This is a genomic window from Enterobacter cloacae complex sp. S1, assembly GCF_014930525.1.
Classification (GTDB): domain Bacteria; phylum Pseudomonadota; class Gammaproteobacteria; order Enterobacterales; family Enterobacteriaceae; genus Enterobacter; species Enterobacter hormaechei_C.
The window spans coordinates 252679-276748 of the sequence record NZ_JADBRE010000005.1; the positions used below are offsets into that span (position 1 = coordinate 252679).

25 protein-coding genes are annotated in these 24070 nt (G+C 56.1%); 15 read left to right on the forward strand and 10 right to left on the reverse strand.

Annotation, left to right across the window (positions count from 1 at the left end; all coding sequences use genetic code 11):
• Positions 1 to 17 precede the first annotated feature (17 nt).
• From udp to tatD, 9 genes are all read left to right on the forward strand, one after another.
• Entirely contained in the window at positions 18 to 779 is a 762-nt protein-coding gene (gene udp, locus IM290_RS06390; RefSeq protein WP_003860792.1) for a uridine phosphorylase, read from the forward strand.
• A gap of 138 nt (positions 780 to 917) precedes the next feature.
• Entirely contained in the window at positions 918 to 2375 is a 1458-nt protein-coding gene (rmuC, locus tag IM290_RS06395) for a DNA recombination protein RmuC (RefSeq protein ID WP_017383581.1), read from the forward strand.
• 66 nt (positions 2376 to 2441) lie between these two features.
• The gene (gene ubiE, locus IM290_RS06400; RefSeq protein WP_003860790.1) at positions 2442 to 3197 is read left to right on the forward strand and encodes a bifunctional demethylmenaquinone methyltransferase/2-methoxy-6-polyprenyl-1,4-benzoquinol methylase UbiE; all 756 of its coding nucleotides are present in this window, start codon (positions 2442 to 2444) and stop codon (positions 3195 to 3197) included.
• Between the two features lie 13 nt (positions 3198 to 3210).
• On the forward strand, positions 3211 to 3816 hold the full coding sequence (ubiJ, locus tag IM290_RS06405) for a ubiquinone biosynthesis protein UbiJ (RefSeq protein WP_003860788.1): 606 nt from the start codon (positions 3211 to 3213) through the stop codon (positions 3814 to 3816).
• Positions 3813 to 5453, forward strand: a complete 1641-nt coding sequence (gene ubiB, locus IM290_RS06410) for a ubiquinone biosynthesis regulatory protein kinase UbiB (RefSeq protein ID WP_015569998.1) — start codon at positions 3813 to 3815, stop codon at positions 5451 to 5453. The genes ubiJ and ubiB overlap by 4 nt, the downstream gene beginning before the upstream one ends.
• Positions 5454 to 5529: 76 nt before the next feature.
• Complete coding sequence (tatA, locus tag IM290_RS06415; RefSeq protein WP_003860787.1) at positions 5530 to 5784, forward strand: Sec-independent protein translocase subunit TatA; 255 nt, start codon at positions 5530 to 5532, stop codon at positions 5782 to 5784.
• Positions 5785 to 5787: 3 nt separating this feature from the next.
• Entirely contained in the window at positions 5788 to 6330 is a 543-nt protein-coding gene (gene tatB / locus IM290_RS06420) for a Sec-independent protein translocase protein TatB (RefSeq protein WP_003860783.1), read from the forward strand.
• A 2-nt stretch (positions 6331 to 6332) separates the two neighbouring features.
• The gene (gene tatC / locus IM290_RS06425; protein ID WP_032646822.1) at positions 6333 to 7103 is read left to right on the forward strand and encodes a Sec-independent protein translocase subunit TatC; all 771 of its coding nucleotides are present in this window, start codon (positions 6333 to 6335) and stop codon (positions 7101 to 7103) included.
• A 41-nt stretch (positions 7104 to 7144) separates the two neighbouring features.
• A complete protein-coding gene (gene tatD / locus IM290_RS06430; RefSeq protein ID WP_193042239.1) occupies positions 7145 to 7927 on the forward strand; it encodes a 3'-5' ssDNA/RNA exonuclease TatD in 783 nt (260 codons plus the stop codon).
• On the opposite strand, the gene rfaH is transcribed toward tatD, so the two are convergent.
• Positions 7924 to 8415 (reverse strand): transcription/translation regulatory transformer protein RfaH, encoded by a 492-nt coding sequence (gene rfaH / locus IM290_RS06435; protein ID WP_003860779.1) that lies wholly within the window; start codon positions 8413 to 8415, stop codon positions 7924 to 7926. The two genes, tatD and rfaH, sit on opposite strands and share 4 nt — an antisense overlap.
• Before the next feature lie 169 nt (positions 8416 to 8584).
• Here rfaH and ubiD point away from each other — a divergent pair, with 169 nt between their 5' ends.
• The 3 genes from ubiD (at position 8585) to IM290_RS06450 (ending at position 12659) form a co-directional block, all read left to right on the forward strand.
• Entirely contained in the window at positions 8585 to 10081 is a 1497-nt protein-coding gene (gene ubiD, locus IM290_RS06440) for a 4-hydroxy-3-polyprenylbenzoate decarboxylase (protein WP_032652159.1), read from the forward strand.
• Positions 10082 to 10120: 39 nt separating this feature from the next.
• A complete protein-coding gene (gene fre / locus IM290_RS06445; protein ID WP_003860778.1) occupies positions 10121 to 10822 on the forward strand; it encodes an NAD(P)H-flavin reductase in 702 nt (233 codons plus the stop codon).
• Positions 10823 to 11039: 217 nt separating this feature from the next.
• Positions 11040 to 12659 carry an ABC-F family ATP-binding cassette domain-containing protein gene (locus tag IM290_RS06450; protein WP_193042238.1) on the forward strand — a complete coding sequence of 540 codons (1620 nt, stop codon included), beginning with the start codon at positions 11040 to 11042 and terminating at the stop codon, positions 12657 to 12659.
• A gap of 38 nt (positions 12660 to 12697) precedes the next feature.
• On the opposite strand, the gene IM290_RS06455 is transcribed toward IM290_RS06450, so the two are convergent.
• Complete coding sequence (locus IM290_RS06455; protein WP_193042237.1) at positions 12698 to 12985, reverse strand: HTH-type transcriptional regulator; 288 nt, start codon at positions 12983 to 12985, stop codon at positions 12698 to 12700.
• A 330-nt stretch (positions 12986 to 13315) separates the two neighbouring features.
• Between IM290_RS06455 and IM290_RS06460 the strand changes: the two genes are divergently transcribed.
• Positions 13316 to 14026 carry a DUF3053 domain-containing protein gene (locus IM290_RS06460; RefSeq protein ID WP_017383576.1) on the forward strand — a complete coding sequence of 237 codons (711 nt, stop codon included), beginning with the start codon at positions 13316 to 13318 and terminating at the stop codon, positions 14024 to 14026.
• A 244-nt stretch (positions 14027 to 14270) separates the two neighbouring features.
• Positions 14271 to 14483 carry an RNA chaperone/antiterminator CspA gene (gene cspA, locus IM290_RS06465; protein WP_003860775.1) on the forward strand — a complete coding sequence of 71 codons (213 nt, stop codon included), beginning with the start codon at positions 14271 to 14273 and terminating at the stop codon, positions 14481 to 14483.
• Positions 14484 to 14541: 58 nt separating this feature from the next.
• Here the strand turns inward: cspA and ghrB are convergent, their stop codons facing one another.
• The 6 genes from ghrB to IM290_RS06495 form a co-directional block, all read right to left on the reverse strand.
• Positions 14542 to 15516 carry a glyoxylate/hydroxypyruvate reductase GhrB gene (gene ghrB / locus IM290_RS06470; protein WP_045329437.1) on the reverse strand — a complete coding sequence of 325 codons (975 nt, stop codon included), beginning with the start codon at positions 15514 to 15516 and terminating at the stop codon, positions 14542 to 14544.
• Positions 15517 to 15543: 27 nt separating this feature from the next.
• A complete protein-coding gene (locus IM290_RS06475; protein WP_001089079.1) occupies positions 15544 to 16824 on the reverse strand; it encodes an MFS transporter in 1281 nt (426 codons plus the stop codon).
• A 117-nt stretch (positions 16825 to 16941) separates the two neighbouring features.
• The gene (locus tag IM290_RS06480) at positions 16942 to 17880 is read right to left on the reverse strand and encodes a sugar kinase (protein ID WP_032668836.1); all 939 of its coding nucleotides are present in this window, start codon (positions 17878 to 17880) and stop codon (positions 16942 to 16944) included.
• Between the two features lie 3 nt (positions 17881 to 17883).
• Complete coding sequence (locus IM290_RS06485) at positions 17884 to 18633, reverse strand: sugar phosphate isomerase/epimerase (protein ID WP_193042236.1); 750 nt, start codon at positions 18631 to 18633, stop codon at positions 17884 to 17886.
• A gap of 102 nt (positions 18634 to 18735) precedes the next feature.
• On the reverse strand, positions 18736 to 19752 hold the full coding sequence (locus IM290_RS06490; RefSeq protein WP_047746386.1) for a LacI family DNA-binding transcriptional regulator: 1017 nt from the start codon (positions 19750 to 19752) through the stop codon (positions 18736 to 18738).
• Positions 19753 to 19931: 179 nt separating this feature from the next.
• Positions 19932 to 20594 carry an OmpA family lipoprotein gene (locus tag IM290_RS06495; protein ID WP_015569987.1) on the reverse strand — a complete coding sequence of 221 codons (663 nt, stop codon included), beginning with the start codon at positions 20592 to 20594 and terminating at the stop codon, positions 19932 to 19934.
• A gap of 122 nt (positions 20595 to 20716) precedes the next feature.
• Between IM290_RS06495 and IM290_RS06500 the strand changes: the two genes are divergently transcribed.
• Positions 20717 to 23086, forward strand: coding sequence for a molybdopterin guanine dinucleotide-containing S/N-oxide reductase (locus IM290_RS06500; RefSeq protein ID WP_044488942.1), 2370 nt, complete (start codon positions 20717 to 20719; stop codon positions 23084 to 23086).
• Here IM290_RS06500 and IM290_RS06505 read toward each other — a convergent pair.
• Both IM290_RS06505 and tag read right to left on the reverse strand, forming a co-directional pair.
• Positions 23055 to 23495, reverse strand: coding sequence for an N-acetyltransferase (locus IM290_RS06505; RefSeq protein ID WP_047057048.1), 441 nt, complete (start codon positions 23493 to 23495; stop codon positions 23055 to 23057). The genes IM290_RS06500 and IM290_RS06505 overlap by 32 nt on opposite strands.
• Positions 23473 to 24054, reverse strand: coding sequence for a DNA-3-methyladenine glycosylase I (tag, locus tag IM290_RS06510; RefSeq protein ID WP_017383572.1), 582 nt, complete (start codon positions 24052 to 24054; stop codon positions 23473 to 23475). Before tag ends, IM290_RS06505 begins: the two co-directional genes overlap by 23 nt.
• Between the last annotated feature and the right edge of the window lie 16 nt (positions 24055 to 24070).

Here is a 24070-nt window from a genome sequence, read left to right on the forward strand (position 1 = left end):
CCACAGAGGAGTCACCTATGTCTAAGTCTGATGTTTTTCATCTCGGCCTCACTAAAAACGATTTACAAGGGGCTACGCTTGCTATCGTCCCTGGCGATCCTGAGCGTGTGGAAAAGATCGCCGCGCTGATGGATAAGCCGGTTAAGCTGGCAGCGCATCGCGAATTCACCACCTGGCGCGCAGAGCTGGACGGTAAAGCGGTGATCGTGTGCTCTACCGGTATTGGTGGCCCGTCTACCTCTATCGCCGTTGAAGAGCTGGCGCAGCTGGGCATTCGTACTTTCCTGCGCATCGGCACCACAGGCGCCATTCAGCCGCACATCAACGTGGGCGACGTGCTGGTTACCACCGCATCCGTGCGTCTGGACGGGGCAAGCCTGCACTTTGCACCGATGGAATTCCCGGCAGTGGCCGATTTCGAATGCACCACCGCGCTGGTTGAAGCCGCGAAGTCCGTGGGCGCCACCACCCACGTGGGCGTAACTGCCTCTTCCGATACCTTCTACCCGGGCCAGGAGCGTTACGACACCTTCTCTGGTCGCGTGGTGAGCCGTTTCAAAGGCTCCATGGAAGAGTGGCAGTCGATGGGCGTCATGAACTACGAAATGGAATCTGCGACGCTGCTGACCATGTGCGCAAGCCAGGGTCTGCGTGCCGGTATGGTGGCGGGCGTTATCGTCAACCGTACCCAGCAGGAGATCCCGAACGCTGAAACCATGAAGCAGACTGAAAGCCATGCGGTGAAAATCGTGGTTGAAGCGGCGCGCCGCCTGATCTAATTCTCTCTTCAGTGCTGAAAGGCCGACATGCTCGGCCTTTTCTTTTTGTGTAACGCCTCGCAGGAAAACCCTTTCAAACTGGACGTTCATACAGCACAATTCTATTTTGTGCGGTAATACGTTGATGCAGGGGGCATTGTGGATATCTCAATCCTGATTTATGCAGTGATTGCGCTGGTGAGCGTGGGAATTGGCTGGCTCATTTCCGGCTACCAGCATGCGCAGCAGAAAGCCGAACAGCTGGCAGAGCGCGAGGAGATCGTCGCTGAACTCAGCGCGACGAAACAACAGCTTGCGCTGAGTGACCACTGGCGCGACGAATGCGAACTGCTCAATAACGAACTGCGCAATCTGCGTGATATCAATACCTCGCTGGAGGCCGATCTCCGTGAAGTGACCACCCGTCTTGAGTCCACCCAACTGCACGCCGAAGACAAAATCCGTCAGATGATCAACAGCGAGCAGCGTCTTAGCGAGCAGTTTGAGAACCTCGCGAACCGCATTTTTGAGCACAGCAATCGCCGCGTGGATGAGCAGAACCGCCAGAGCCTGAACAGCCTGCTGACGCCGCTGCGTGAACAACTGGATGGCTTTCGCCGTCAGGTACAGGACAGCTTTGGTCAGGAAGCCCGCGAACGCCACACGCTGGCGCATGAAATTCGTAATCTCCAGCAGCTGAATGCGCAGATGGCGCAGGAGGCGGTTAACCTGACGCGCGCACTGAAAGGTGATAACAAAGCGCAGGGAAACTGGGGCGAAGTGGTCATGACGCGCGTGCTGGAGGCCTCTGGCCTGCGCGAAGGATACGAATACGAAACGCAGGTCAGCATTGAGAACGATGCGCGCTCGCGGATGCAGCCGGATGTCATTGTTCGTCTGCCACAGGGCAAAGATGTGGTTATCGACGCCAAAATGACGCTGGTGGCCTATGAGCGCTACTTCAACGCTGAGGATGACTACACCCGTGAAACAGCGTTGCAGGAGCACATCGCCTCCGTGCGTAACCATATCCGTCTGTTGGGCAGAAAAGATTATCAGCAGTTGCCGGGGCTGCGATCGCTGGATTATGTGCTGATGTTCATTCCGGTCGAGCCTGCGTTCCTGCTGGCGCTCGACAGACAGCCCGAACTGATCACCGAAGCGCTGAAAAATAACATTATGCTGGTCAGCCCCACCACGCTACTGGTGGCGTTACGTACCATTGCCAACCTGTGGCGCTATGAGCACCAAAGCCGTAACGCGCAGCAGATTGCCGATCGCGCCAGCAAGCTGTACGACAAAATGCGGCTGTTTGTGGACGATATGTCCTCGGTGGGGCAAAGCCTGGATCGCGCGCAGGATAACTACCGCCAGGCGATGAAAAAACTCTCCTCCGGGCGTGGCAATTTGCTGGCGCAGGCGGAGGCGTTTCGCAGCCTGGGGGTGGAAGTTAAACGCGAGATTAATCCGGAACTGGTGGAGCAGGCTACCGCTCAGGACGAAGAGTTTCGTCTGCGTGAAGGCGACGGTAAGCAAAATAGCCGCAATGAAGACAACGATTTAGCGGCGAGTTTATCCCCCGAAGCGCAGCCGGCGCGTTTCTTTCACGGTGGTTGAAACGTAGGGCAAATGCGCCCAATCTGTTACACTTCACGAACATTTGACTGATTAGCAGGCTCTGAGATGGTTGACGATTCACAAGACACAACGCACTTTGGCTTTCAGACTGTCGCCAAAGCGCAGAAAGCTGACATGGTGGCCCACGTATTTCATTCCGTGGCGGCGAAGTACGATGTGATGAATGATTTGATGTCATTTGGCATTCATCGCTTGTGGAAGCGCTTCACTATTGATTGCAGCGGCGTGCGCCGTGGACAAACGGTGCTGGATTTAGCCGGAGGCACAGGGGATCTGACCGCTAAATTCTCCCGTCTGGTTGGCGAAACCGGCCGCGTGGTGCTGGCGGATATCAACGACTCCATGCTGAAAATGGGACGCGAAAAGCTGCGTAATATCGGCGTGGTAGGCAACGTTGAATATGTTCAGGCCAACGCCGAAGCGCTGCCGTTCCCGGATAATACGTTCGACTGCATCACCATCTCTTTCGGTCTGCGTAACGTGACCGATAAAGATAAAGCGCTGCGCTCCATGTACCGCGTGCTTAAGCCGGGCGGTCGACTGCTGGTACTCGAGTTTTCTAAACCGATTATCGACCCGCTGAGCAAAGCTTACGATGCCTATTCCTTCCACGTTCTGCCGCGCATCGGCGAGCTGGTGGCAAACGATGCAGAAAGTTACCGTTATCTGGCCGAGTCCATCCGAATGCACCCGGATCAGGACACGCTGAAAGCGATGATGCAGGATGCGGAGTTTGAAAACGTGGAATACTTCAATATGACGGCGGGTGTCGTCGCGCTGCATCGTGGTTACAAGTTCTGAGTGGAGGTTTCCCGTGCCCATTAAACCCTTAGTCACCGCTGGCATCGAGAATGTGCTGAATGCCTTTCTGTATCGCGCTCCGGCGCTGAAAACCGCACGTCAGCGGCTTAACGGAAAGGTGCTGCGCATCGTTTTAAAGGAGTTCTCGACGCCGCTTGTGCTGGTCTTCAGCGAACGCCAGCTTGACGTTCTGGGGGAGTGGGAAGGCGAGGCTGACTGCTCGGTGATTACGCACATGAGCGTATTGCCAAAACTGCGTGACCGTCAGCAGATGACGGCGCTTATTCGCAGCGGTGAGCTGGAGGTCGAAGGCGATATTCAGGTGGTACAGAACTTCGTTGCACTCAGCGATCAGGCTGAATTCGACCCGGCGGAACTGCTGGCGCCCTATATCGGCGACATCGCGGCTGAAGGTATAAGCAAAACGCTGCGCACGGGTTCCGCTTTCCTGCGTAAAGGTCTGCTCCGTCAACAGCGCTATGCTGCCGAGGTGCTGACCGAAGAGTGGCGTATGGCGCCGGGGCCTTTAGAAGTCGCCTGGTTTGCAGAAGAGACCGCGGCAGTTGAGCGCGCAGTTGATGCGTTAACCAAACGGCTGGAAAAACTGGAGGGCAAATGACGCCTGGTGAAATTCGGCGCCTCTATTTTATCGTTCGCACCTTTTTGAGCTACGGGCTCGACGAGCTTATCCCCAGAATGCGTATCACCCTGCCGCTTCGGCTTTGGCGTCGCACGCTGTTCTGGATGCCGAATCGCCATAAGGATCAGGAACTGGGCGCACGCCTGCGTCTTGCGTTACAGGAGCTGGGCCCGGTCTGGATCAAGTTTGGACAGATGCTCTCAACACGTCGCGACCTTTTCCCACCGCAGATTGCCGATCAGCTCGCGCTATTGCAGGACCGCGTTGCTCCGTTTGACGGAGAGAGAGCGAAGAAACAAATCGAAGAAGCGATGGGCAATATCCCCATCGAGACCTGGTTTGATGATTTCGATATTCAGCCCCTGGCCTCTGCCTCTATTGCGCAGGTTCACACCGCGCGCCTGAAGGAAAATGGCAAAGAGGTGGTCATCAAAGTGATTCGTCCGGATATCCTGCCGGTTATCAAAGCAGACATGAAGCTGATTTATCGCCTGGCTCGCTGGGTGCCGCGTCTGTTGCCGGATGGTCGCCGTCTGCGTCCGCTGGAAGTGGTACGGGAATACGAAAAAACGCTGATTGACGAGCTTAACCTGCTGCGTGAATCGGCGAACGCCATTCAGCTGCGTCGAAACTTTGAAGACAGCCCGATGCTGTATGTTCCTGAAGTCTATTCTGACTATTGCAGTCAGAACATGATGGTGATGGAACGTATCTACGGTATTCCGGTCTCGGACGTGGTGGCGCTGGAAAAACAGGGCACCAACATGAAGCTGCTGGCCGAGCGTGGCGTGCAGGTCTTCTTTACTCAGGTTTTCCGCGACAGCTTCTTCCATGCAGACATGCATCCGGGCAACATTTTCGTCAGCTATGAGCACCCGGAAGATCCGAAATACATCGGCATCGACTGCGGTATTGTCGGCTCGCTGAATAAAGAGGATAAGCGTTATCTCGCCGAAAACTTTATCGCTTTCTTCAATCGCGACTATCGTAAGGTGGCCGAGCTGCACGTGGATTCAGGCTGGGTTCCGCCAGATACCAACGTGGAAGAGTTTGAATTTGCGATCCGCACCGTCTGTGAGCCGATTTTTGAAAAGCCGCTCTCGGAGATCTCTTTCGGACACGTCCTGCTCAACCTGTTCAACACCGCACGCCGTTTCAATATGGAAGTGCAGCCACAATTAGTTTTACTTCAGAAAACATTACTTTACGTTGAGGGCGTAGGCCGCCAGCTCTATCCTCAGTTAGACTTGTGGAAAACCGCGAAACCGTTCCTCGAATCCTGGATTAAGGATCAGGTCGGTATTCCAGCCCTGGTTCGCTCGCTTAAAGAGAAAGGCCCGTTCTGGATTGAAAAAATGCCTGAAATTCCTGAACTGGTTTACGACAGTTTGCGTCAGAGCAAGAACCTTCAGCACAGCATGGATAAAATCGCGCACGAGCTTCAATCCAGTCGCGTGCGTCAGGGGCAGTCCCGCTATCTCTTTGGAATTGGCGCGACGCTGCTGATAAGCGGCACGTTGCTGTTGATCAATCGTCCGGACTGGGAAATGATGCCAGCCTGGATTATGGCTGCCGGTGTGGTTGTCTGGCTTGCTGGCTGGCGAAAAACGCGCTGAATTAGCGTCGCTATCGAGAGATTGCATACGTATAATGCGATCTGACTAATTAATCATCTATCACTGGGGAACACGCATGGGTGGTATCAGTATCTGGCAGTTAGTGATCATTGCCGTCATCGTTGTGCTGCTGTTTGGCACGAAAAAACTCGGATCGATTGGTTCCGACCTGGGCGCGTCAATCAAAGGCTTCAAGAAAGCCATGAGCGATGATGAGAATAAGCAGGAAAAAACCAGTCAGGATGCTGATTTTACCGCTAAATCCATCGCCGATAAGCAGGACGAAGCCAAAAAGGAAGAGGCTAAACGTCACGATAAAGAGCAGGTGTAATTCGTGTTCGACATTGGTTTTGGTGAGTTACTGCTGGTCTTTGTGATTGGTCTGATTGTGTTGGGGCCGCAGCGTTTACCCGTTGCGGTGAAAACCGTCGTGGGCTGGGTGCGGGCGCTTCGCTCGCTGGCAACTACCGTGCAGAACGAGCTGGCGCAGGAGCTGAAGCTTCAGGAATTTCAGGACAGCCTGAAAAAGGTTGAAAAGGCGAGCATGGACAACCTGACGCCGGAGCTGAAAGCATCAATGGATGAGTTGCGCGAAGCGGCGGAATCCATGAAGCGTTCTTACAGCATTAACGATCCTGAGAAGGCGAGCGATGAAGCAAACACCATCCACAATCCGGTGGTGAAGGGTAGCGAAGAGCAGCGCGAGGGTGTAACGCCTTCCAGCGCGGAGCATCAGGCTGCTTCGCCAGAGCAATCGCCGCAGGAGCCCGAAGTGAAAAAGCAGGTGCCGCCGGAAGAGCCCGTGGTCAAAACGGCTGAGGTAAAACCCGCCGCGCCCGTTTCCGAATCATCCCCCTCGTCGAGTGATAAAGCGTAAACATGGCAGTAGATGATACTCAACCGCTTATTACGCATCTCATTGAGCTGCGTAAGCGCCTGTTAAACTGCATTATTGCGGTTTTCCTCATTTTTTTATGTCTGGTCTATTTTGCCAACGATATCTATCAGGTGGTTTCCGCGCCGCTGATTAAACAGATGCCTCTGGGCGCGACGATGATTGCAACAGACGTTGCTTCACCGTTCTTTACCCCGATCAAACTGACCTTCTGGGTGTCGTTGATTGCCTCTGCGCCGGTCATTTTGTATCAGGTCTGGGCATTTGTGGCGCCCGCGCTGTACAAGCATGAACGCAAGCTGGTTATTCCGCTGCTGGTATCCAGTTCGCTGCTGTTTTATATCGGCATGGCGTTCGCCTACTTCGTTGTCTTCCCGCTGGCCTTCGGCTTCCTGACGCATACCGCACCGGAAGGGGTACAGGTGTCGACGGACATCGCCAGCTACCTCAGCTTCGTGATGGCGCTGTTTATGGCCTTTGGTGTCGCCTTCGAGGTGCCCGTAGCAATTGTCCTGCTCTGCTGGGTGGGGGTGACCACGCCTGACGATCTGCGTAAGAAGCGCCCGTACATCCTGGTGGGGGCATTTGTCGTAGGTATGCTGTTAACGCCACCGGACGTCTTCTCGCAAACCTTACTGGCGATACCTATGTACTGCCTGTTTGAAGTCGGCGTGTTCTTCGCTCGTTTCTACGTCGGAAAGGGGCGTACCGGGGACGAAGAAGACGAGCCGTCTGAAGAGACCACTAAAGAATAAAACCAACCGCCCGTCAGGGCGGTTGTCATATGGGGATACGTATGTTTGATATCGGGCTTAACCTCACCAGCGCCCAGTTTGCGAAAGACCACGATGAGGTGGTGGCGCGCGCCTTTGCCGCCGGCGTGGGTGGGCTGCTACTGACGGGAACGAATCTGCATGAGAGTGAGCAGGCACGGCAGCTGGCGCAACGCTATCAACACTGCTGGTCCACCGCAGGCGTGCATCCTCATGACAGCAGCCAGTGGACGCATGAAAGCGCTGAGGCGCTTCATCGTCTGGCACAAACGCCAGAAGTGGTTGCCATTGGCGAATGCGGGCTTGATTTCAACCGTAACTTCTCGACGCCTGAAGAGCAGGAGAAGGCATTTACCGCCCAGCTCGCGCTGGCAGCAGAGCTGGAGATGCCGGTGTTTATGCACTGTCGCGATGCGCATGAACGTTTTATGGCGCTACTGGAACCCTGGCTGGAGAAACTGCCGGGCGCGGTGTTGCACTGCTTTACGGGCTCCCGTCAGGAAGCGCTGGATTGCCTGAACCGCGGGCTTTATTTGGGTATCACGGGCTGGGTCTGCGATGAGCGTCGTGGGCTGGAACTGCGTGAGCTGTTACCCGTTATCCCGGCCGATCGTTTGCTGCTGGAAACGGATGCGCCGTATCTGTTGCCCCGGGATATGCAGCCCAAACCGCCATCACGACGTAATGAACCGGCCTACCTGGGGCATATTGCTGAGCGAGTGGCGCACTGGCGCGGAGATGATGCGCAGTGGCTGGTAGCACAAACCGATGATAACGTGCGTCGTCTGTTCGGCGTGCAGTTCTAAACTTTGCGGAAATCGGTGTTTTTAACGCTCTGCAACACCTCTTTGTTCAGCAGGTTGAGCAGCAGCATGGAGCGCGCTTCACCGTCCGGCTCAGCGAAGATGGCCTGTAACCCTTCAAAGGCGCCTTCGGTGATCACCACGCTGTCGCCGGCATAAGGGGTTTCCGGATCGGTAATATCTTCAGGCTGCTGGTAGACAGAAAGCTGATGAATAACCGATGACGGTACTCTTGCCGGATGGGCGCCAAAACGCACAAAATGGCTGACGCCGCGCGTGGCGCTGATCGTCGTGGTATGGATCACTTCAGGGTCGAACTCGACGAACAGATAGTTCGGGAACAGAGGCTCACTGACGGTCGTGCGTCTTCCACGCTGCATTTTTTCAAGCGTGATCACGGGTGTCAGGCAGTTAACAGACTGACGTTCAAGATGTTCCTGCGCGCGCTGAAGTTGCCCGCGTTTGCAATACAGTAAATACCAGGCCTGCATAATCACTCTTCCCATTGTTCGGGGCGCAAGCATACCAAAACCCTGGCGGGATCGCTAAGGTGATTATAATGGCGAAAAAGAGAGTAAGTCATGGAAGTTCACGCTAATTTAACAAAATTACAGCATCACGCGGTCTTACACCGTATAATGAAGCGCTTACAGAGAGGCCATGATTAACTGCATGAAATACCACGATCTACGCGACTTCCTGGCGCTGCTGGAAAAGCAGGGCGAACTCAAACGCATTACGCTTCCTGTTGATCCGTATCTGGAAATGACAGAAATCGCTGACCGCACCCTGCGCGCGGGCGGCCCGGCGTTGCTGTTTGAAAACCCAAAAGGCTACGCCATGCCGGTGCTGTGCAACCTGTTTGGCACACCTCGCCGCGTGGCGCTGGGGATGGGACAGGAAGATGTTACGGCGTTGCGTGAAGTGGGCAAACTGCTGGCCTTTCTGAAAGAGCCGGAGCCGCCAAAAGGGTTCCGCGACCTGTTCGACAAGCTGCCGCAGTTTAAGCAGGTGCTGAACATGCCCACCAAACGCCTGCGCGGTGCGCCGTGCCAGCAAAAAGTGCTGGAAGGCGATGCGGTGGATCTGACCAAAATTCCCATCATGCAGTGCTGGCCTGACGATGCCGCACCGCTGATCACCTGGGGCCTCACCGTGACGCGTGGGCCGCATAAAGAGCGTCAAAACCTCGGCATTTACCGCCAGCAGCTGATTGGCAAAAACAAGCTCATCATGCGCTGGTTGTCCCATCGCGGCGGGGCGCTGGATTTCCAGGAGTGGTGCGCGGCCCATCCGGGCGAACGCTTCCCGGTTTCCGTCGCGCTGGGTGCCGATCCGGCAACCATTCTGGGCGCGGTGACGCCTGTTCCTGATACGCTATCTGAATATGCCTTTGCAGGGCTGCTGCGCGGCACCAAAACCGAAGTGGTGAAGTGCATCTCCAGTGACCTGGAAGTACCGGCCAGCGCAGAGATCGTGCTGGAAGGTTACATTGAACAGGGCGAGCTGGCGCCCGAAGGGCCGTACGGCGACCACACCGGCTATTACAACGAAGTGGATAACTTCCCGGTGTTCACCGTCACCCACATTACCCAGCGTGAAGATGCCATCTATCACTCCACCTATACTGGCCGTCCACCCGACGAACCGGCGGTGCTTGGCGTGGCGCTGAACGAAGTGTTTGTGCCGATCCTGCAAAAGCAGTTCCCGGAAATCGTTGATTTTTATCTGCCGCCGGAAGGGTGTTCGTATCGCCTGGCGGTGGTGACGATGAAGAAGCAGTATGCCGGTCACGCTAAGCGCGTGATGATGGGCGTATGGTCTTTCCTGCGCCAGTTTATGTATACCAAGTTTGTGATTGTCTGCGATGATGACGTCAATGCCCGCGACTGGAATGACGTCATCTGGGCCATCACCACGCGTATGGATCCGGCGCGTGATACGGTGTTAGTGGAAAACACGCCGATTGATTATCTGGACTTTGCCTCGCCGGTTTCCGGCCTTGGCTCAAAAATGGGACTGGATGCCACGAACAAATGGCCTGGCGAAACCGACCGTGAATGGGGTCGCCCGATCGAAAAAGATCCTGCCGTGACCGCGCGAATTGACGCGATCTGGGACGAGCTGGCCATAATGAATAACGGTAAGGCAGAATAAGACCGTTTAGCCCTATAGACTTCCCGACAGAGAGAGCGAATGACAACCTTAAGCTGTAAAGTGACGTCGGTAGATGCTATTACCGACACCGTATATCGCGTCCGTTTGGTTCCTGAAGCGGCATTCTCATTCCGTGCCGGTCAGTACCTGATGGTCGTGATGGACGAGCGTGATAAGCGTCCTTTCTCTATGGCCTCAACGCCAGCAGAGAAGGAATTTATTGAGCTGCATATTGGTGCGTCTGAGCTTAACCTGTACGCGATGGCCGTGATGGACCGCATCCTGAAAGAGCGTGAAATCGTGGTCGATATTCCTCATGGCGAGGCCTGGCTGCGTGAAGACGAAGACCGTCCGCTGATCCTGATTGCCGGTGGCACGGGCTTCTCTTATGTCCGCTCTATTCTGCTGACCGCGCTGGCGCGCAACCCGAATCGCGATATCACCATCTACTGGGGCGGCCGTGAAGAGAAGCATCTTTACGATCTGTCTGAGCTGGAAGCGCTGAGCGTAAATCATCCAAACCTGCGCATTGAGCCGGTTGTCGAGCAGCCTGAAGAGGGCTGGCGCGGGCGCAGCGGTACGGTGCTGACTGCGGTATTGCAGGATCACGGGACGCTGGCCGGGCACGATATCTATATTGCCGGTCGCTTTGAAATGGCAAAAATTGCCCGCGACCTGTTCTGCAACGAGCGTGACGCGCGGGAAGATCGTCTGTTTGGCGATGCGTTTGCGTTTATCTGATTGAGAGACCCGCTGCGGCGGGTTTTTTACGCTCGGGCAATAGCGCTGGTGAAAATTTAACCTTGAAATGGGCGGCGCATTGCCGTTATTCTTGTTCCCGTTAAATTTCGCCCTCAGGAGCGCCCCCCAAAAATGAACAAACACGACTGATGAATTTCGATCCTTGCTCAACGCACCGCGTCGGCAGGGGATGTTTTGATTTCATTCAGGAGTGCTTATGGCTCATTTTGCGCAGTCCCCCTCTTTTATTTTGCATCAGGTCACCTGTCAGTTTGCGACGGGCGATATCCTTTTTGGTCCACTGAATCTTTCTCTGGATGCGTCAGTGTGCGCGCTGGTTGGCCGCAACGGCAGCGGTAAAACACGCCTTCTGCGGCTGCTGGCAGGGGTTGATGAACCCGCCAGCGGTCATATTGAGCGCTTTGGTACACACGTCTATGTGGCGCAGCAGCAGGATATTTCTGCGGATACGACGCTTGCCGGACTGCTTGGTTACGACGCGATCTTTGCGGCGCGCACGCGCATCGACAGCGGTCATTATGAACCCGACGATCTCGACACGCTCGACGGTTACTGGGATCTGGCTGAACGGCTGAGCCAGGCTTTTATCGCTGCAAAACTTCCCCCTTTTGACCCGAATAAACGCGCGGCAGAGCTGAGCGGCGGTGAGCGCATTCGTGCCTTGCTGTGCGGCGCATTCGCCGCAGATGCTGATTACCTGCTGCTGGACGAACCGACCAACCACCTCGACAGGCAAGGCCGCAAGTGGTTCTACGAGCAGCTTTCCCGGTATCAGGGTGGGGTGCTGGTGGCCTCCCACGACCGTGAGTTGCTGGCCCAGGTACCGCGTATCCTTGAACTGAGCGCATTGGGCTTGCGCAGCTACGGTGGGAATTATGCTGACTATCGAACCCAGCGTGATGCTGAGCAGCTGGCTGCCCGCGCCGCGCTGGAGCATGCTGCCACCGAACGCAAGCGTATCCGCGCCCGTATGCATAAAGAGCATGACGACAGCCTGCGGCGTTCAGCCAAAACGCTTCGCACGGTCGACAGCCTTAACATCGCCTCGTTTGAACGGGTCAAATACAAAGGGGCGGCTAAAGAGCGTATTGGTTCTTGGAAAAAACAGCATAGCGATCAAAATTATGCTCTGAACGCTGCGGTCAACCAGGCACGCGAGCGGGTTGAAGAGGATAACGCGGTGATGTTTACCCTGCCGGGCAGTGAAATCCCGGAAGGAAAACAGGTGCTGGTGCTGGAAGAACTGGTGCTTCCGCACGTGCCTGTCTCCCCGATAAACTGGCGAATGGATGGCCCGATGCGCGTGGCGCTACGCGGGCCGAACGGCTGTGGAAAATCCACGCTGTTGAAAGTGATGTTGGGCGAAACAGCCCCTGTCACGGGAACCTGTAAGGTCTCTGTCAGGTGTGCGTATCTCGATCAGCATCTTTCCCGGCTGGATCTGTCGCAGTCGGTGATGACACACCTTAGCCTGGGCAATACGCCGCTCGAAGAAGGGGCGCTGCGTACCCGTTTAGCGCAGCTTCAGCTGGGCGCAGAGAAAGTGACACTACCACTGGCCGAACTGAGTGGCGGCGAGCGCCTGAAGGCCGCGCTGGCCTGCGTATTGTGGCGTGAAGCGGCAACGCAGCTGTTGCTTCTGGATGAGCCAACCAACCATCTTGATCTGGCCTCTGTTCAGGCTATAGAAGCGGCCTTAGCCGATTACCCCGGCGCGCTGCTGGTGGTGTCGCATGATGAAGCCTTTCTGGCAGGGCTGAAGTTGACGCATGAACTGGTGTGGGAAGAGACGGGATGGCGATGTGAAAGCCTGTAAACACAAGCCCCCGCAAGGGCGGGGGCAAACAAACTTTATCAGGCTAACTGCTTGCGAAGGTCAGGGTTTGCCTGGATCAGGCGCATCAGCTTTAGCTCGGCTGGGGTTGGTTTTTCACGTTTTGACTCCCACTCCACCACCATCGCTACGCTGACACCCATCGCTCTTGCGAATTCATCTGTTTTCAGGCCCGATCCTTTGCGTAAACGCTCAAATTCACTAAAAGGATTGGACTTTTGATTCAGGGTAACCGTCGGCGGTACATCTTTAAAAATAATCTGTTCCAGGCTGCTCAGCAGCTCAAACTCAGGATCTTTTAATTCCATTGAGAACTCCTCATAAATCACACATCGGGATCATGAACATCAGAGAGCCTGTTAAGAATAGTCCCTAAACCAGACACAGGATCGTCACGGCTGTGATTAATTTTGCGATAACGATCGCTTTACGCGTTTCAGCTATATGGATAGTTATGCTAATTACCTGATTAGTCATATGTAGGGATGCACAGGTATTTTTTTGTAAATAGTCAGTACAAAAACGGGAATACCCGTTTTGCATGAAAACTCTATCTTGCAAGGCTGACCTGGACTATCCTTGTCAGCGTTGGGCACGCGTGTGCCGGTGTGCGCTTTTTGGGTGAAAGGAGTAATAAAATGGCGACAGGAAAGTCCTGCTCTCGCTGGTTTGCGCCTATTGCGGCGTTGTTGATGGTTGTTAGCCTGAGTGGGTGTTTCGATAAAGAAGGCGATCAGCGCAAAGCGTTTATCGATTTTCTACAGAATACAGTGATGCGTAGCGGCGAGCGTTTACCAACGCTGACTGCGGATCAGAAAAAACAGTTTGGTCCATTCGTGTCGGATTACGCCATTCTGTATGGCTATTCACAGCAGGTAAGCCAGGCGATGGATTCCGGTATTCGCCCGGTAGTGGATAGCGTGAATGCCATCCGCGTTCCACAGGATTATATGACCCAGCGCGAACCGCTGCGCCAGTCAAATGGCGCGCTTGGGGTACTGAGCCAGCAGCTGCAAAATGCCAAAATGCAGGCTGATGCGTCGCGTTCCGCGTTGAAGCAGGGCGAGGATCTCAAACCGGTCTATGACCAGGTGTATGAGAAAGTTGTGACCAAGCCGTCAAACGCCTTGCAACCGCTGATCCCGGCGGCGCAGGTCTTTACTCAGCAGCTGGTTCAGGTGGGTGACTTTATCAGTGAACAAGGTACGCAGGTGAGCTTCGTCTCTAACGGTATCCAGTTCCCGACCTCCCAGCAGGCGAGCCAGTACAACGCGCTGATCGGGCCGCTCGCGTCCCAGCATCAGGCCTTTAGCCAGGCCTGGAGCGCAGCGGTCGCTGCTACGGAATAAGAAAAACCCCCGCTTCGGCGGGGTTTTTTTTATGCTTGATGAAAATAACGCTTGTCATTCATCTACCACATCGGTATAACTATGTTCGTCGGTTTGTTACACAGACCTAAAGCAGTTTAGTAAAGCAGTCCAGATTGTTATCCATAGATACCCTTCGTAGTGACCCTTCCTTCATCGCTTAAAAATCTGTAACGCAATCCATCAAGCCGGAAGGCACAATATATTTGTTAATAAGGTAATTTCTATGTCTGCTAAAATGACTGGTCTGGTAAAATGGTTCAACGCTGATAAAGGTTTCGGCTTCATCACTCCTGACGATGGCTCTAAAGACGTGTTCGTACACTTCTCTGCTATCCAGAACGATGGCTACAAATCTCTGGATGAAGGTCAGAAAGTTTCCTTCACCATCGAAAGCGGCGCTAAAGGCCCAGCAGCTGGTAACGTTGTAAGCCTGTAAGCTTCCAACCCAGTAGCACAAAATTCAAAAACCCGCCTTCTGGCGGGTTTTTTCGTTTCTACTGTTGTATCTGTGGGTTAACGCAGTTCTTATCCACTTTACCGCCGAGCGCGGCAATCAGATTATCCACGGCGGTCGCCGCCATATTGTAGCGTGTTTCATGAGTGGCAGAGCCGATGTGGGGCAGGGCGACGACGTTCGGCATAGTCAGTAGCGGAGAATCCACCGGCAGCGGCTCCTGTTCAAACACGTCCAGACCAGCGGCGTGGATCTCACCGTTTTGCAGTGCCTCAATCAGCGCCTTCTCATCGACCACCGGACCACGACCCGCGTTGATGAAAATGGCCGATTTCTTCATCTTTTCAAACGCCGCTTTGCCGATGAGATGACGCGTTTCATCCGTCAGCGGCAGGATCAGGCAGACAAAGTCGGCTTCCCGCAACAGCGTATCAAGCTCGCAGTAGCGGGCATTGAAACGTTCTTCAGCTTCAGTGTGGTGACGGCGTGCGTTATACAGGATGGGCATGTTGAAGCCGAAATGCGCGCGCTGTGCCAGTGCCAGACCGATGCGCCCCATCCCAACAATCCCCAGCGTTTTGCCATGAACGTCCACGCCGAACCAGTCCGGGCCAATGCTTTTCGTCCATTCGCCCGCTTTCACGCGCTCGGCCACTTCCACCACGCGACGGGCGGTGCTGAGTACCAGCGCCATCAGCGTGTCGGCGACGGTCTCCGTCAGGGCATGCGGCGTGTGCATCAGCAGGATGCTGCGCGCGTTTAGCGCATCCACGTCGAAATTGTCGTATCCCACCGAAACGGTTGAGGTAGCACGAAGCTTCGGCATTTTCTCCAGCAGCGCTGCATCCACCTTTTCGCTCGAACCCAGCAGGCCCTCGGCGCTGGCAAACGCGTCGGCGTGCTGTGCCACGGTTTCCGGGCTGAGGTTCTTGACCCGGGTAACGGTAAAGTGTTCTTCCAGGCGTTTTTGCAGGTCTTCAGGCAGTGCTTTGTACAAAATGACGGACGGCTTCATGCTAATCTCCGTTGATTTTAAAAGGATTCAGGCGTGGCGTGCGCCGACGGGTAGCTGTTGATTATTAGCAGGCTTAACAATCAGAGTAAGCCATACCGAGGCAAAAAGCGCCACCCCCATAAAGATGTAAGAGGCCGATGGGCTGCCGGTGGCGCCGTTCAGATAGCCCACAAACCACGAGCCAAAGAACGAACCCAGCGCACCCATACTGTTGATCAACGCCATCGCGCCCCCAGCGACGTTACGCGGCAGCATTTCCGGGATGATGGCAAAGAACGGACCATACGGGGCATACATGGCCGCACCCGCAATCACCAGCAGCGTATACGAAGCCCAGAAGTGGTTCGCGCCCACGGCCCAGGAGCCAATAAAGGCAAAAGCAGCGATCAGCAGCAGTGGCCAGACGAACAGCTTACGGTTTTGCAGCTTGTCCGATGCCCAGGAAACGATAATCATCGCGATGGTCGCAGCCAGGTAAGGCACCGATGACAGCCAGCCCACTTCCACCATGCCAAGGTTTTCACCGCCGCTGCGGATAATCGACGGCAGCCACAGCACAAAGCCGTACACGCCAATACTCCAGGTAAAATACTGTGCGCACAGCAGAATAACGTTCCGGGAGCGGAAGGCTTCACCGTAGTTACGCACCGCTTTCAGCCCCTGCTGCTCTTTATCCAGCTGCGCCTGGAGTGCGGCTTTTTCGTCCTCTGAAAGCCATTTTGCCTGGGCTGGCTTATCTTTCACCAGCACCCACCAGCAGAAGGCCCAGATAATCGCGGGAACCCCTTCGATGATGAACATCTCGCGCCAGCCGAAGGACTGGATCAGGTAGCCGGAAACCACCGACATCCACAACACGGTGACCGGGTTACCGAGTATCAGGAACGTATTAGCACGTGAACGCTCAGATTTTGTGAACCAGTTGCTGATGTAAATCAGCATTGCTGGCATGACGGCCGCCTCAACCACGCCGAGAATAAAGCGAATAGCCGCCAGAGCAGGAATGTTATTCACCACGCCAGTAAGCGACGCACAGGCACCCCATAAGATCAGGCAGATGAAAATGAGCTTTCGCACGCTGCGGCGTTCAGCGTAAATCGCGCCGGGGATCTGGAAGAAGAAATAACCCAGGAAGAAGAGGGCACCCAGCAGGGAGGAGACCCCTTTGGTGATCCCGAGGTCTTCGTTGATCCCGGCGGCGGATGCGAAACTGAAGTTGGCACGATCCAGGTACGCCAGGCTGTACGTGATAAACACGATTGGCATGATGTACCACCAGCGTTTTACTGCATTGGTCGAACTGTTCATAGGCTTGCCTCTGTTGTTGAGGTTGTTGCCGCCGTTGTCTGTAGGGTACACGGTGGCTTAATTATCTGGTGCGGATTGCTGCCCTCACCCAGGCCCTCTCCCACAGGGAGAGGGAATTTAGACGCCGAGCTCTGCTCGTGTTGGTAATCCTTCGCTGTCGCCCTGCACCTGAATCGCCAGCGAACCAATTTTGTTGCCTCGCGCCACGGCCTGCGACAGCGGTTTGCCCTCCAGCAGAGCGCTGATGACCCCGACGGCAAACCCATCGCCCGCGCCCACGGTATCGACCACGTTGTCGACTTTTACCGCAGCGACAGCGCCTTGCTCACCGTCGGCAGTTTTGAACCATGCGCCGTCGGCACCGGTTTTCAGCACCACGGCTTTTACCCCTCTGTTGAGGTAAAAATCAGCAATGCCTTCGGGCGTGCTTTCGCCAGTGAGGATCATTCCCTCTTTTATGCCAGGCAGAACCCAGTCCGCCTGAAACGCCAGTCGGTTGAGTTTCTCAGCCATCTCCGCTTCGCTTTTCCACAGCACCGGGCGCAGGTTAGGATCGAAAGAGATCGTTTTGCCCTGTGCTTTCATTGCCGAAGCCGCGTGATCCAGTAAATCGTACGAGCTGGTCGAGAGCGCCGCCGCCACGCCGCTCAGGTGCAGGTGGCGCGCGGAGGAGAAATACGCGGCGTGATAATCATCCACGGAGAGATGGCTTGCCGCTGAGCCTTTGCGGAAATACTCCACGATGGGATCGGTTCCATTTTCAACTTTAGATTTCAGCTGAAAGCCCGTCGCAAAGCGTCCGTCGAGGGTCACGCCTGCGGCATCAATGCCCTCTTTTTTCAGCGAGTCGAGAACAAAATGGCCAAAGCTGTCATTTCCCACACGGCTTACCCAGCCGACATTCAGCCCCAGCCGCGCAAGGCCGGTAGCAACATTCAGCTCGGCACCTGCCACGCGTTTAATGAAGTACTCCACTGCGCTCAGCTCGCCCGTTTCGGTGGCGACAAACATCGCCATGGCCTCGCCAATGGTGATGACATCCAGCGTCTTGTGCATGGTTTACTCCTCGCGCAGCAGGTTGACGTAATGGCGGGTGACGGCGGTGAGATCCGTCCCTTCCAGCGGAAATTCGATACCGCGTGGCGCATCGGCAGGGAGTAGATTAAGCAGATCCCGCCAGCGAGAATCGGTCTGATCCGGCGCGACGGCGCGGAACTGCGCCTTATGCGGGACTGCGGACTTCACATGAATATAGCTCACGGCGGGAGCCAGCTGACGTGCAGCCTCTTCCGGAGAGTCGCCAACCCACAGCCAGTTGCCCATATCGAACGTCAGCGTGACCGGCAGCGCCATTACCCGGCAGGCGGCTTTGAAGCGCTGCATCGGCGCGAGCTGCCCGCAGTCGGTCTGGTCGTTTTCCACCACCAGCGTCATGCCGCTTTCATCCAGCAGTGCGCGCAGGGCTTCAAGCGGCTGTTTGTCGCTGAAATGACCCAGTGAGACTTTAAGCCACAGCGCGTTCAGGGCGCTGGCTTCGCTAAGGTAGCGCGGGAGATCCGTGTTGAGGGTGCCATCGGGCATAAACAGGGGGGCCGGGGCGGAGTAGCACGCCAGTAAACCCAGCAGTTCAATGGACTCGCCGAGCGCAGGCAGGGCCATTAACTCGTCGTTGCTGAAGAGCTCGCGGCGGATTTCAACGCCATCAGCTCCTGCGCCGGCAATAACGGGAAGCATTGCCCGTTGACCGCCTGCCTGTCGCACCTGATCCGCACCATACGCGGCGGTGACCACCATAATTTTCCTGCTCATTTCCTGACTCCAGAGCGTAATCGATAGTATTACGCTAGATGGAACCGGTTCCAAAGAAAAGATCGGGATGCTGAATTTATGATCGCTGTCACGAAGGGGGAATTAACGGGCGGTTGAGCCGCGAACGATCAGTTCGCCGGAAAAAACCTGCTCGCGTACGGCGTCGCGGGTGCCTTCAATGCGGCGAACCACTTGTTCAACCGCGGCATAGCCGATCTGCCAGGTGGGTTGTTTGAGGGTGGTGATGCCTACGCCAGCAAGTTCTGCCCACTCCAGTTCATCAAAGCCGAGTAAGCCGATGTCGCTGCCCCAGTGCAGGCCAATGCGTTTAAGCGAGCGGGCAACCTGAAGCGTCAGCGCCCCGTTCGCGGAGATCACCGCCTTGCGCATACCCCGATGGCGGGTATGGAACTGGCGCAGGGTATTATCCAGCTGCCCGGCTTCATGCAGGGTGATTTCGGCATTCTCGGCGATCACGCCGGGATATCGCGCCAGCGTGGCACGAAATGCAGCCAGGCGGTCGCGGCGGGTGTTAACCATGCCCAGCGGTTCGCTCAGGAATAAAATGGCTTCGAAGCCCTGTTCAATCAGGTGCTCAGTGGCGGTGGTAGCCGCCTGGGTGTTATCCAGCCCGACCACATCGCAGGCAAATTCCGGGATTTTTCGGTCAATAAGCACCATTGGCAGAGACGATTGTTGCAGACGATTTAGCCCCTCTTCTCGCATCCCGACGGCATTCACCACAATCCCTTCCACCTGATAGCTGCGCAGCAGATCGAGGTAATGCAGCTCCTGATCAACCTCGTTATTGGTGTTACAGACCAGCGGGGTAAAGCCTTTCTCACGGCATGCCGCTTCGATGCCGCTGAGGACGTTTACGGAGTAGGGGTTGGTGATATCGGCGATGATGAGGCCAATCAGACGGGTGCGGCCCCGCTTGAGGCCGCGCGCCATCAGGCTGGGACGGTAGTCGAGATCGGCAATGGCCTGTTCGATTCGCGCCAGCAGCGCATCGGAAAGCAGGTGTTTCTCGCCGTTGAGGTAGCGTGAAATGCTGGTTTTACCGGTTTTGGCGGCTTTCGCCACGTCGCTGATGGTGGCCCGGGTTGGTTTGATCATCGCTGATTTCCCTGAATTTAGTGAGAATACCTTAGCGGGAAAATCTGGCGAATCAAGCTATTTGCCGGGTGGCGCTGCGCTTACCGGAGGTTGCGGTCTGATGTCCTCACCCCAACCCTCTCCCACGGGAGAGGGCGCAAACACTAAAAACGGCAACGGGGTTGCCGTTTTGCTTTTACCTACTGCACCGGGCTTAACGTAATCTCAACGCGGCGGTTCTGCGCTTTGCCTTCCGCCGTGCTGTTGCTGGCGATCGGGTTAGCCGGACCCATGCCGCTGGTGCGGATGCGGTTCGCTTCTACGCCCTGGGCGATCAGCGAGCTGGCCACGGAATCGGCGCGCTGCTGGGACAGACGCATGTTCAGATCCTGGCTGCCGGTGCTGTCGGTGTAGCCAATCACGTTCACGGCAGTTTTATTGTACTCTTTCAGCACCGCGGCCACGCCGGTCAGGGTGTTTGCGCCTGCGGGTTTCAGCGTCGCGCTGCTGCTGTCAAAGGTCACGTTGTTTGGCATGTTCAGGATGATGTTATCACCGCTGCGCGTCACGCTCACGCCCGTACCTTTCATTTTGTCACGCAGTTTTGCTTCCTGCACGTCCATGTAATAACCCACGCCGCCGCCCAGGGCTGCGCCTGCCGCTGCGCCAATCAGCGCACCTTTGCCGCGATCTTTCTTGGAGGAGGAGAGTGCGCCAACGCCAGCGCCCACCAGGGAACCAATACCCGCGCCAATGCCGGATTTGCCCGCTTCGCGTTCACCGGTGTAAGGGTTGGTTGTGCAGCCAGAAACAGCCAGTGCGCCGCTCACCAGAGCGGCAATAACGAGTACGCGTTTTTTCATCTTATTTCCTTAATCCTTTTTATTCTTTGCCACGATGGACGTGGCAGTGGATTATGACGTCCGGATACGGAGAAAATTCAGTGTATAACTCTGAAATTTGTCACAAACGATAAACTGCCTCAATGAAAGGCCGAAACACCTGCACGCAACCAGGAGCGCACGCTTTGAGCACCTCAACAAAAACCATTCTGACCGCCGCCCACTGGGGGCCGATGCTGGTCGAAACCGATGGCGACACTGTGCTGTCGTCTCGCGGGGCTTTGCCTTCGCGCCATCTCAACTCTTTACAGACCGTCGTTCGCGATCAGGTACACAGTAAAACCCGCGTCCGCTGGCCGATGGTGCGTAAAGGCTTTCTGGCGTCACCGGATAAGCCGCAGGGTATTCGTGGGCAGGATGAGTTCGTACGCGTGAGCTGGGACGACGCGCTGGCGCTGATCCATACCCAGCATAAACGCATTCGCGACAGCTATGGCCCGTCGTCCATTTTTGCCGGCTCCTATGGCTGGCGCTCGAACGGCGTGCTGCATAAGGCCGCAACCCTGCTGCAACGCTATATGAGCCTGGCCGGAGGATACACCGGCCATCTGGGCGATTACTCGACCGGCGCGGCGCAGGCAATCATGCCGTATGTCGTGGGCGGGAATGAGGTTTATCAGCAGCAGACCAGCTGGCCGCTGGTGCTGGAGCATGCGGAGGTAGTGGTGCTCTGGAGCGCCAACCCGCTCAATACCCTGAAAATTGCCTGGAATGCGTCCGACGAGCAGGGCGTTTCCTACTTTGATGCGCTGCGCAAAAGCGGCAAGCGCATCATCTGTATCGATCCGATGCGTTCTGAAACGCTGGATTTCTTCGGCGACAGCGCCGAGTGGATCGCGCCGCATATGGGCACCGACGTGGCGATGATGCTGGGCATCGCCCACACCCTGGTGGAGAACGGCTGGCACGATACGGAATTTCTGGCGCGCTGCACCACGGGTTTCGATAAATTTGCCGACTACCTGACGGGACAAACCGACGGTATCGCCAAAACCGCAGAGTGGGCTGCGGCGATTTGCGGCGTTGATGCCGTTAAAATCCGCGAACTGGCGACGTTATTCCATAGCCGTGTCACGATGCTCATGTCCGGCTGGGGGATGCAGCGCCAGCAGTTTGGCGAGCAGAAGCACTGGATGCTGGTGACGCTCGCCGCGATGCTCGGGCAGATTGGCACACCCGGCGGCGGTTTTGGGCTTTCCTATCACTTTGCTAACGGCGGCAACCCGACGCGAAAAGCCGCGGTGCTGGCCTCCATGCAGGGCTCGGTGCAGGGTGGCGTGGACGCGGTAGATAAAATTCCGGTGGCACGCATTGTTGAAGCCCTGGAGAACCCAGGCGGGTTTTATCAGCACAACGGCCAGGATCGGCATTTCCCGGATATTAAGTTTGTCTGGTGGGCGGGTGGGGCCAACTTCACCCATCACCAGGATACTAACCGCCTGATCCGCGCCTGGCAGAAACCGGAGCTGGTGGTGATCTCGGAGTGCTTCTGGACCGCGTCAGCGAAACATGCCGATATCGTTTTGCCCGCCACGACCTCGTTCGAGCGTAACGATCTCACCATGACGGGGGATTACAGTAATCAGCATATGGTGCCGATGAAGCGCGTCGTGGCTCCCCGGGATGAAGCGCGGGATGATTTTGATGTCTTTGCCGACCTGAGTGAAATGTGGGAAGCGGGCGGTCGGGAGCGTTTCACCGAGGGCAAAACCGATCTGCAATGGCTGGAAACGTTTTACCAGATTGCCAGCCAGCGCGGGGCTGCGCAGGGCGTGACGCTGCCGCCATTCGCTGAGTTCTGGGAGGCGAATCAACTCTTCGAAATGCCGGAAAGCGAGCAGAATGCGCGGTTTGTGCGCTTTGCTGACTTCCGTCGCGATCCGGAGAATCACCCGCTAAAAACCGAAAGCGGGAAGATTGTGATCTACAGCGAACGCATCGCCAGCTTTGGCTACGCGGACTGTCCGCCACATCCGGCGTGGCTGGAGCCGGACGAATGGCATGGCAATGCGCAGCCGGGGCAGCTTCAGCTGCTGTCTGCCCATCCCGCCCATCGTCTGCACAGCCAGCTCAACTATTCGGCTTTGCGCGAGCAGTATGCGGTGGCGGGTCGTGAGCCGATTGCGCTGAACAGCGATGACGCAAAGGCGCGGGGGATTAACCACGGCGACCTCGTTCGGGTCTGGAACGCGCGCGGGCAGGTGCTGGCCGGCGCCGTGGTGAGTGACGGGATCCGCCCTGGCGTTTTCTGCATTCATCAGGGCGCATGGCCTGATCTGGCGCTGGACGAGGGCGGTATTTGTAAGAACGGCGCCGTAAACGTGCTGACCAAAGATCTCCCCAGCTCGAAGCTGGGGAATGGCTGCGCGGGGAATACGGCGCTGGCATGGGTGGAGAAATATGAGGGACCGGCGCTTACCCTTACGGCGTTTGATCCGCCTGCCAGCTCATGATCCACGTCGGGTGTTGGGTATCATCCTGCCAGGCGCTGTCTTCGATGCGAAAACCCTGAGCATGATAGAAATTCACCGCCCGCACGTTTTTCTGATACACCTCCAGAGTTAAATACGGATAGTGCTGCTGAACGTGGTTCAGCAGCGCACGCCCGATCCCCTTTCCGATGAACGCCGGGGCGACAAACAACGCCCCCACGAACTGGAACTGCATGACGCTGATAAAACCGCACAGGGTACTGTTTTCTTCCCAGACCCAGGTCTCGGCGGCGGGAAGGTATTCATCCCGCACTACCGCTTCATTCGCTTGCCAGTAACTTGCGTCGATAAACGGATGCGCCTCGGTGGTGCTCTCCAGCCACAGACTCAAAAGCGGAGCGGTGTCCTCACTTTGCCATTTGCGGATCATGGTGGCCCTCCGGATGGCAGAAGCAGCCCGTAATGTGGTCATTGACCAGCCCGCAGGCCTGCATAAAGGAGTAACAGATGGTGGTGCCCACAAACTTAAAGCCGCGTTTTTTCAGCGCTTTCGACAGGGCATCTGAGGCGGGGGTCGACGTTGGGATCTCTGCAAGCGTGGCGGCCTGCGTCACCTTCGGCTCGTTATCCACAAACGACCAGACGAATGCTGAGAAGGGTTCGCCGTTTTGCTCCATCGCCAGATAAGCACGCGCGTTACCAATAATGGCCTGAATTTTACCGCGATGGCGGATGATACCGGTATCCAGAACCAGCCTTTCCACGTCGTCGTCGGTCATGGCGGCAACCGCAGCCGGATCGAACTGGTGGAAGGCTTTGCGATAGTTCTCACGCTTTTTCAGAACGGTGATCCACGACAGTCCGGCCTGCTGGCCTTCAAGGCAAATCATTTCAAACAGTTTTTTACCGTCGGTTTCCGGTACGCCCCATTCCTTGTCGTGATAATCGATATAAAGCTGATCCTGGCTTACCCAGCCGCAACGTTGCATAGGTCATCTCCCTTCC

What these genes read in the sequence shown, in the direction of transcription:
- udp (WP_003860792.1), top strand. Translation starts at nt 18, where the DNA reads ATGTCTAAGTCTGATGTTTTTCATCTCGGCCTCACTAAAAACGATTTA.
- ubiE (WP_003860790.1), top strand. Translation starts at nt 2,442, where the DNA reads ATGGTTGACGATTCACAAGACACAACGCACTTTGGCTTTCAGACTGTC.
- ubiB (WP_015569998.1), top strand. Translation starts at nt 3,813, where the DNA reads ATGACGCCTGGTGAAATTCGGCGCCTCTATTTTATCGTTCGCACCTTT.
- tatA (WP_003860787.1), top strand. Translation starts at nt 5,530, where the DNA reads ATGGGTGGTATCAGTATCTGGCAGTTAGTGATCATTGCCGTCATCGTT.
- tatC (WP_032646822.1), top strand. Translation starts at nt 6,333, where the DNA reads ATGGCAGTAGATGATACTCAACCGCTTATTACGCATCTCATTGAGCTG.
- tatD (WP_193042239.1), top strand. Translation starts at nt 7,145, where the DNA reads ATGTTTGATATCGGGCTTAACCTCACCAGCGCCCAGTTTGCGAAAGAC.
- rfaH (WP_003860779.1), bottom strand. Translation starts at nt 8,415, where the DNA reads ATGCAGGCCTGGTATTTACTGTATTGCAAACGCGGGCAACTTCAGCGC.
- ubiD (WP_032652159.1), top strand. Translation starts at nt 8,585, where the DNA reads ATGATTAACTGCATGAAATACCACGATCTACGCGACTTCCTGGCGCTG.
- fre (WP_003860778.1), top strand. Translation starts at nt 10,121, where the DNA reads ATGACAACCTTAAGCTGTAAAGTGACGTCGGTAGATGCTATTACCGAC.
- IM290_RS06450 (WP_193042238.1), top strand. Translation starts at nt 11,040, where the DNA reads ATGGCTCATTTTGCGCAGTCCCCCTCTTTTATTTTGCATCAGGTCACC.
- IM290_RS06455 (WP_193042237.1), bottom strand. Translation starts at nt 12,985, where the DNA reads ATGGAATTAAAAGATCCTGAGTTTGAGCTGCTGAGCAGCCTGGAACAG.
- IM290_RS06460 (WP_017383576.1), top strand. Translation starts at nt 13,316, where the DNA reads ATGGCGACAGGAAAGTCCTGCTCTCGCTGGTTTGCGCCTATTGCGGCG.
- cspA (WP_003860775.1), top strand. Translation starts at nt 14,271, where the DNA reads ATGTCTGCTAAAATGACTGGTCTGGTAAAATGGTTCAACGCTGATAAA.
- ghrB (WP_045329437.1), bottom strand. Translation starts at nt 15,516, where the DNA reads ATGAAGCCGTCCGTCATTTTGTACAAAGCACTGCCTGAAGACCTGCAA.
- IM290_RS06475 (WP_001089079.1), bottom strand. Translation starts at nt 16,824, where the DNA reads ATGAACAGTTCGACCAATGCAGTAAAACGCTGGTGGTACATCATGCCA.
- IM290_RS06480 (WP_032668836.1), bottom strand. Translation starts at nt 17,880, where the DNA reads ATGCACAAGACGCTGGATGTCATCACCATTGGCGAGGCCATGGCGATG.
- IM290_RS06485 (WP_193042236.1), bottom strand. Translation starts at nt 18,633, where the DNA reads ATGAGCAGGAAAATTATGGTGGTCACCGCCGCGTATGGTGCGGATCAG.
- IM290_RS06490 (WP_047746386.1), bottom strand. Translation starts at nt 19,752, where the DNA reads ATGATCAAACCAACCCGGGCCACCATCAGCGACGTGGCGAAAGCCGCC.
- IM290_RS06495 (WP_015569987.1), bottom strand. Translation starts at nt 20,594, where the DNA reads ATGAAAAAACGCGTACTCGTTATTGCCGCTCTGGTGAGCGGCGCACTG.
- IM290_RS06500 (WP_044488942.1), top strand. Translation starts at nt 20,717, where the DNA reads ATGAAAGGCCGAAACACCTGCACGCAACCAGGAGCGCACGCTTTGAGC.
- IM290_RS06505 (WP_047057048.1), bottom strand. Translation starts at nt 23,495, where the DNA reads ATGATCCGCAAATGGCAAAGTGAGGACACCGCTCCGCTTTTGAGTCTG.
- tag (WP_017383572.1), bottom strand. Translation starts at nt 24,054, where the DNA reads ATGCAACGTTGCGGCTGGGTAAGCCAGGATCAGCTTTATATCGATTAT.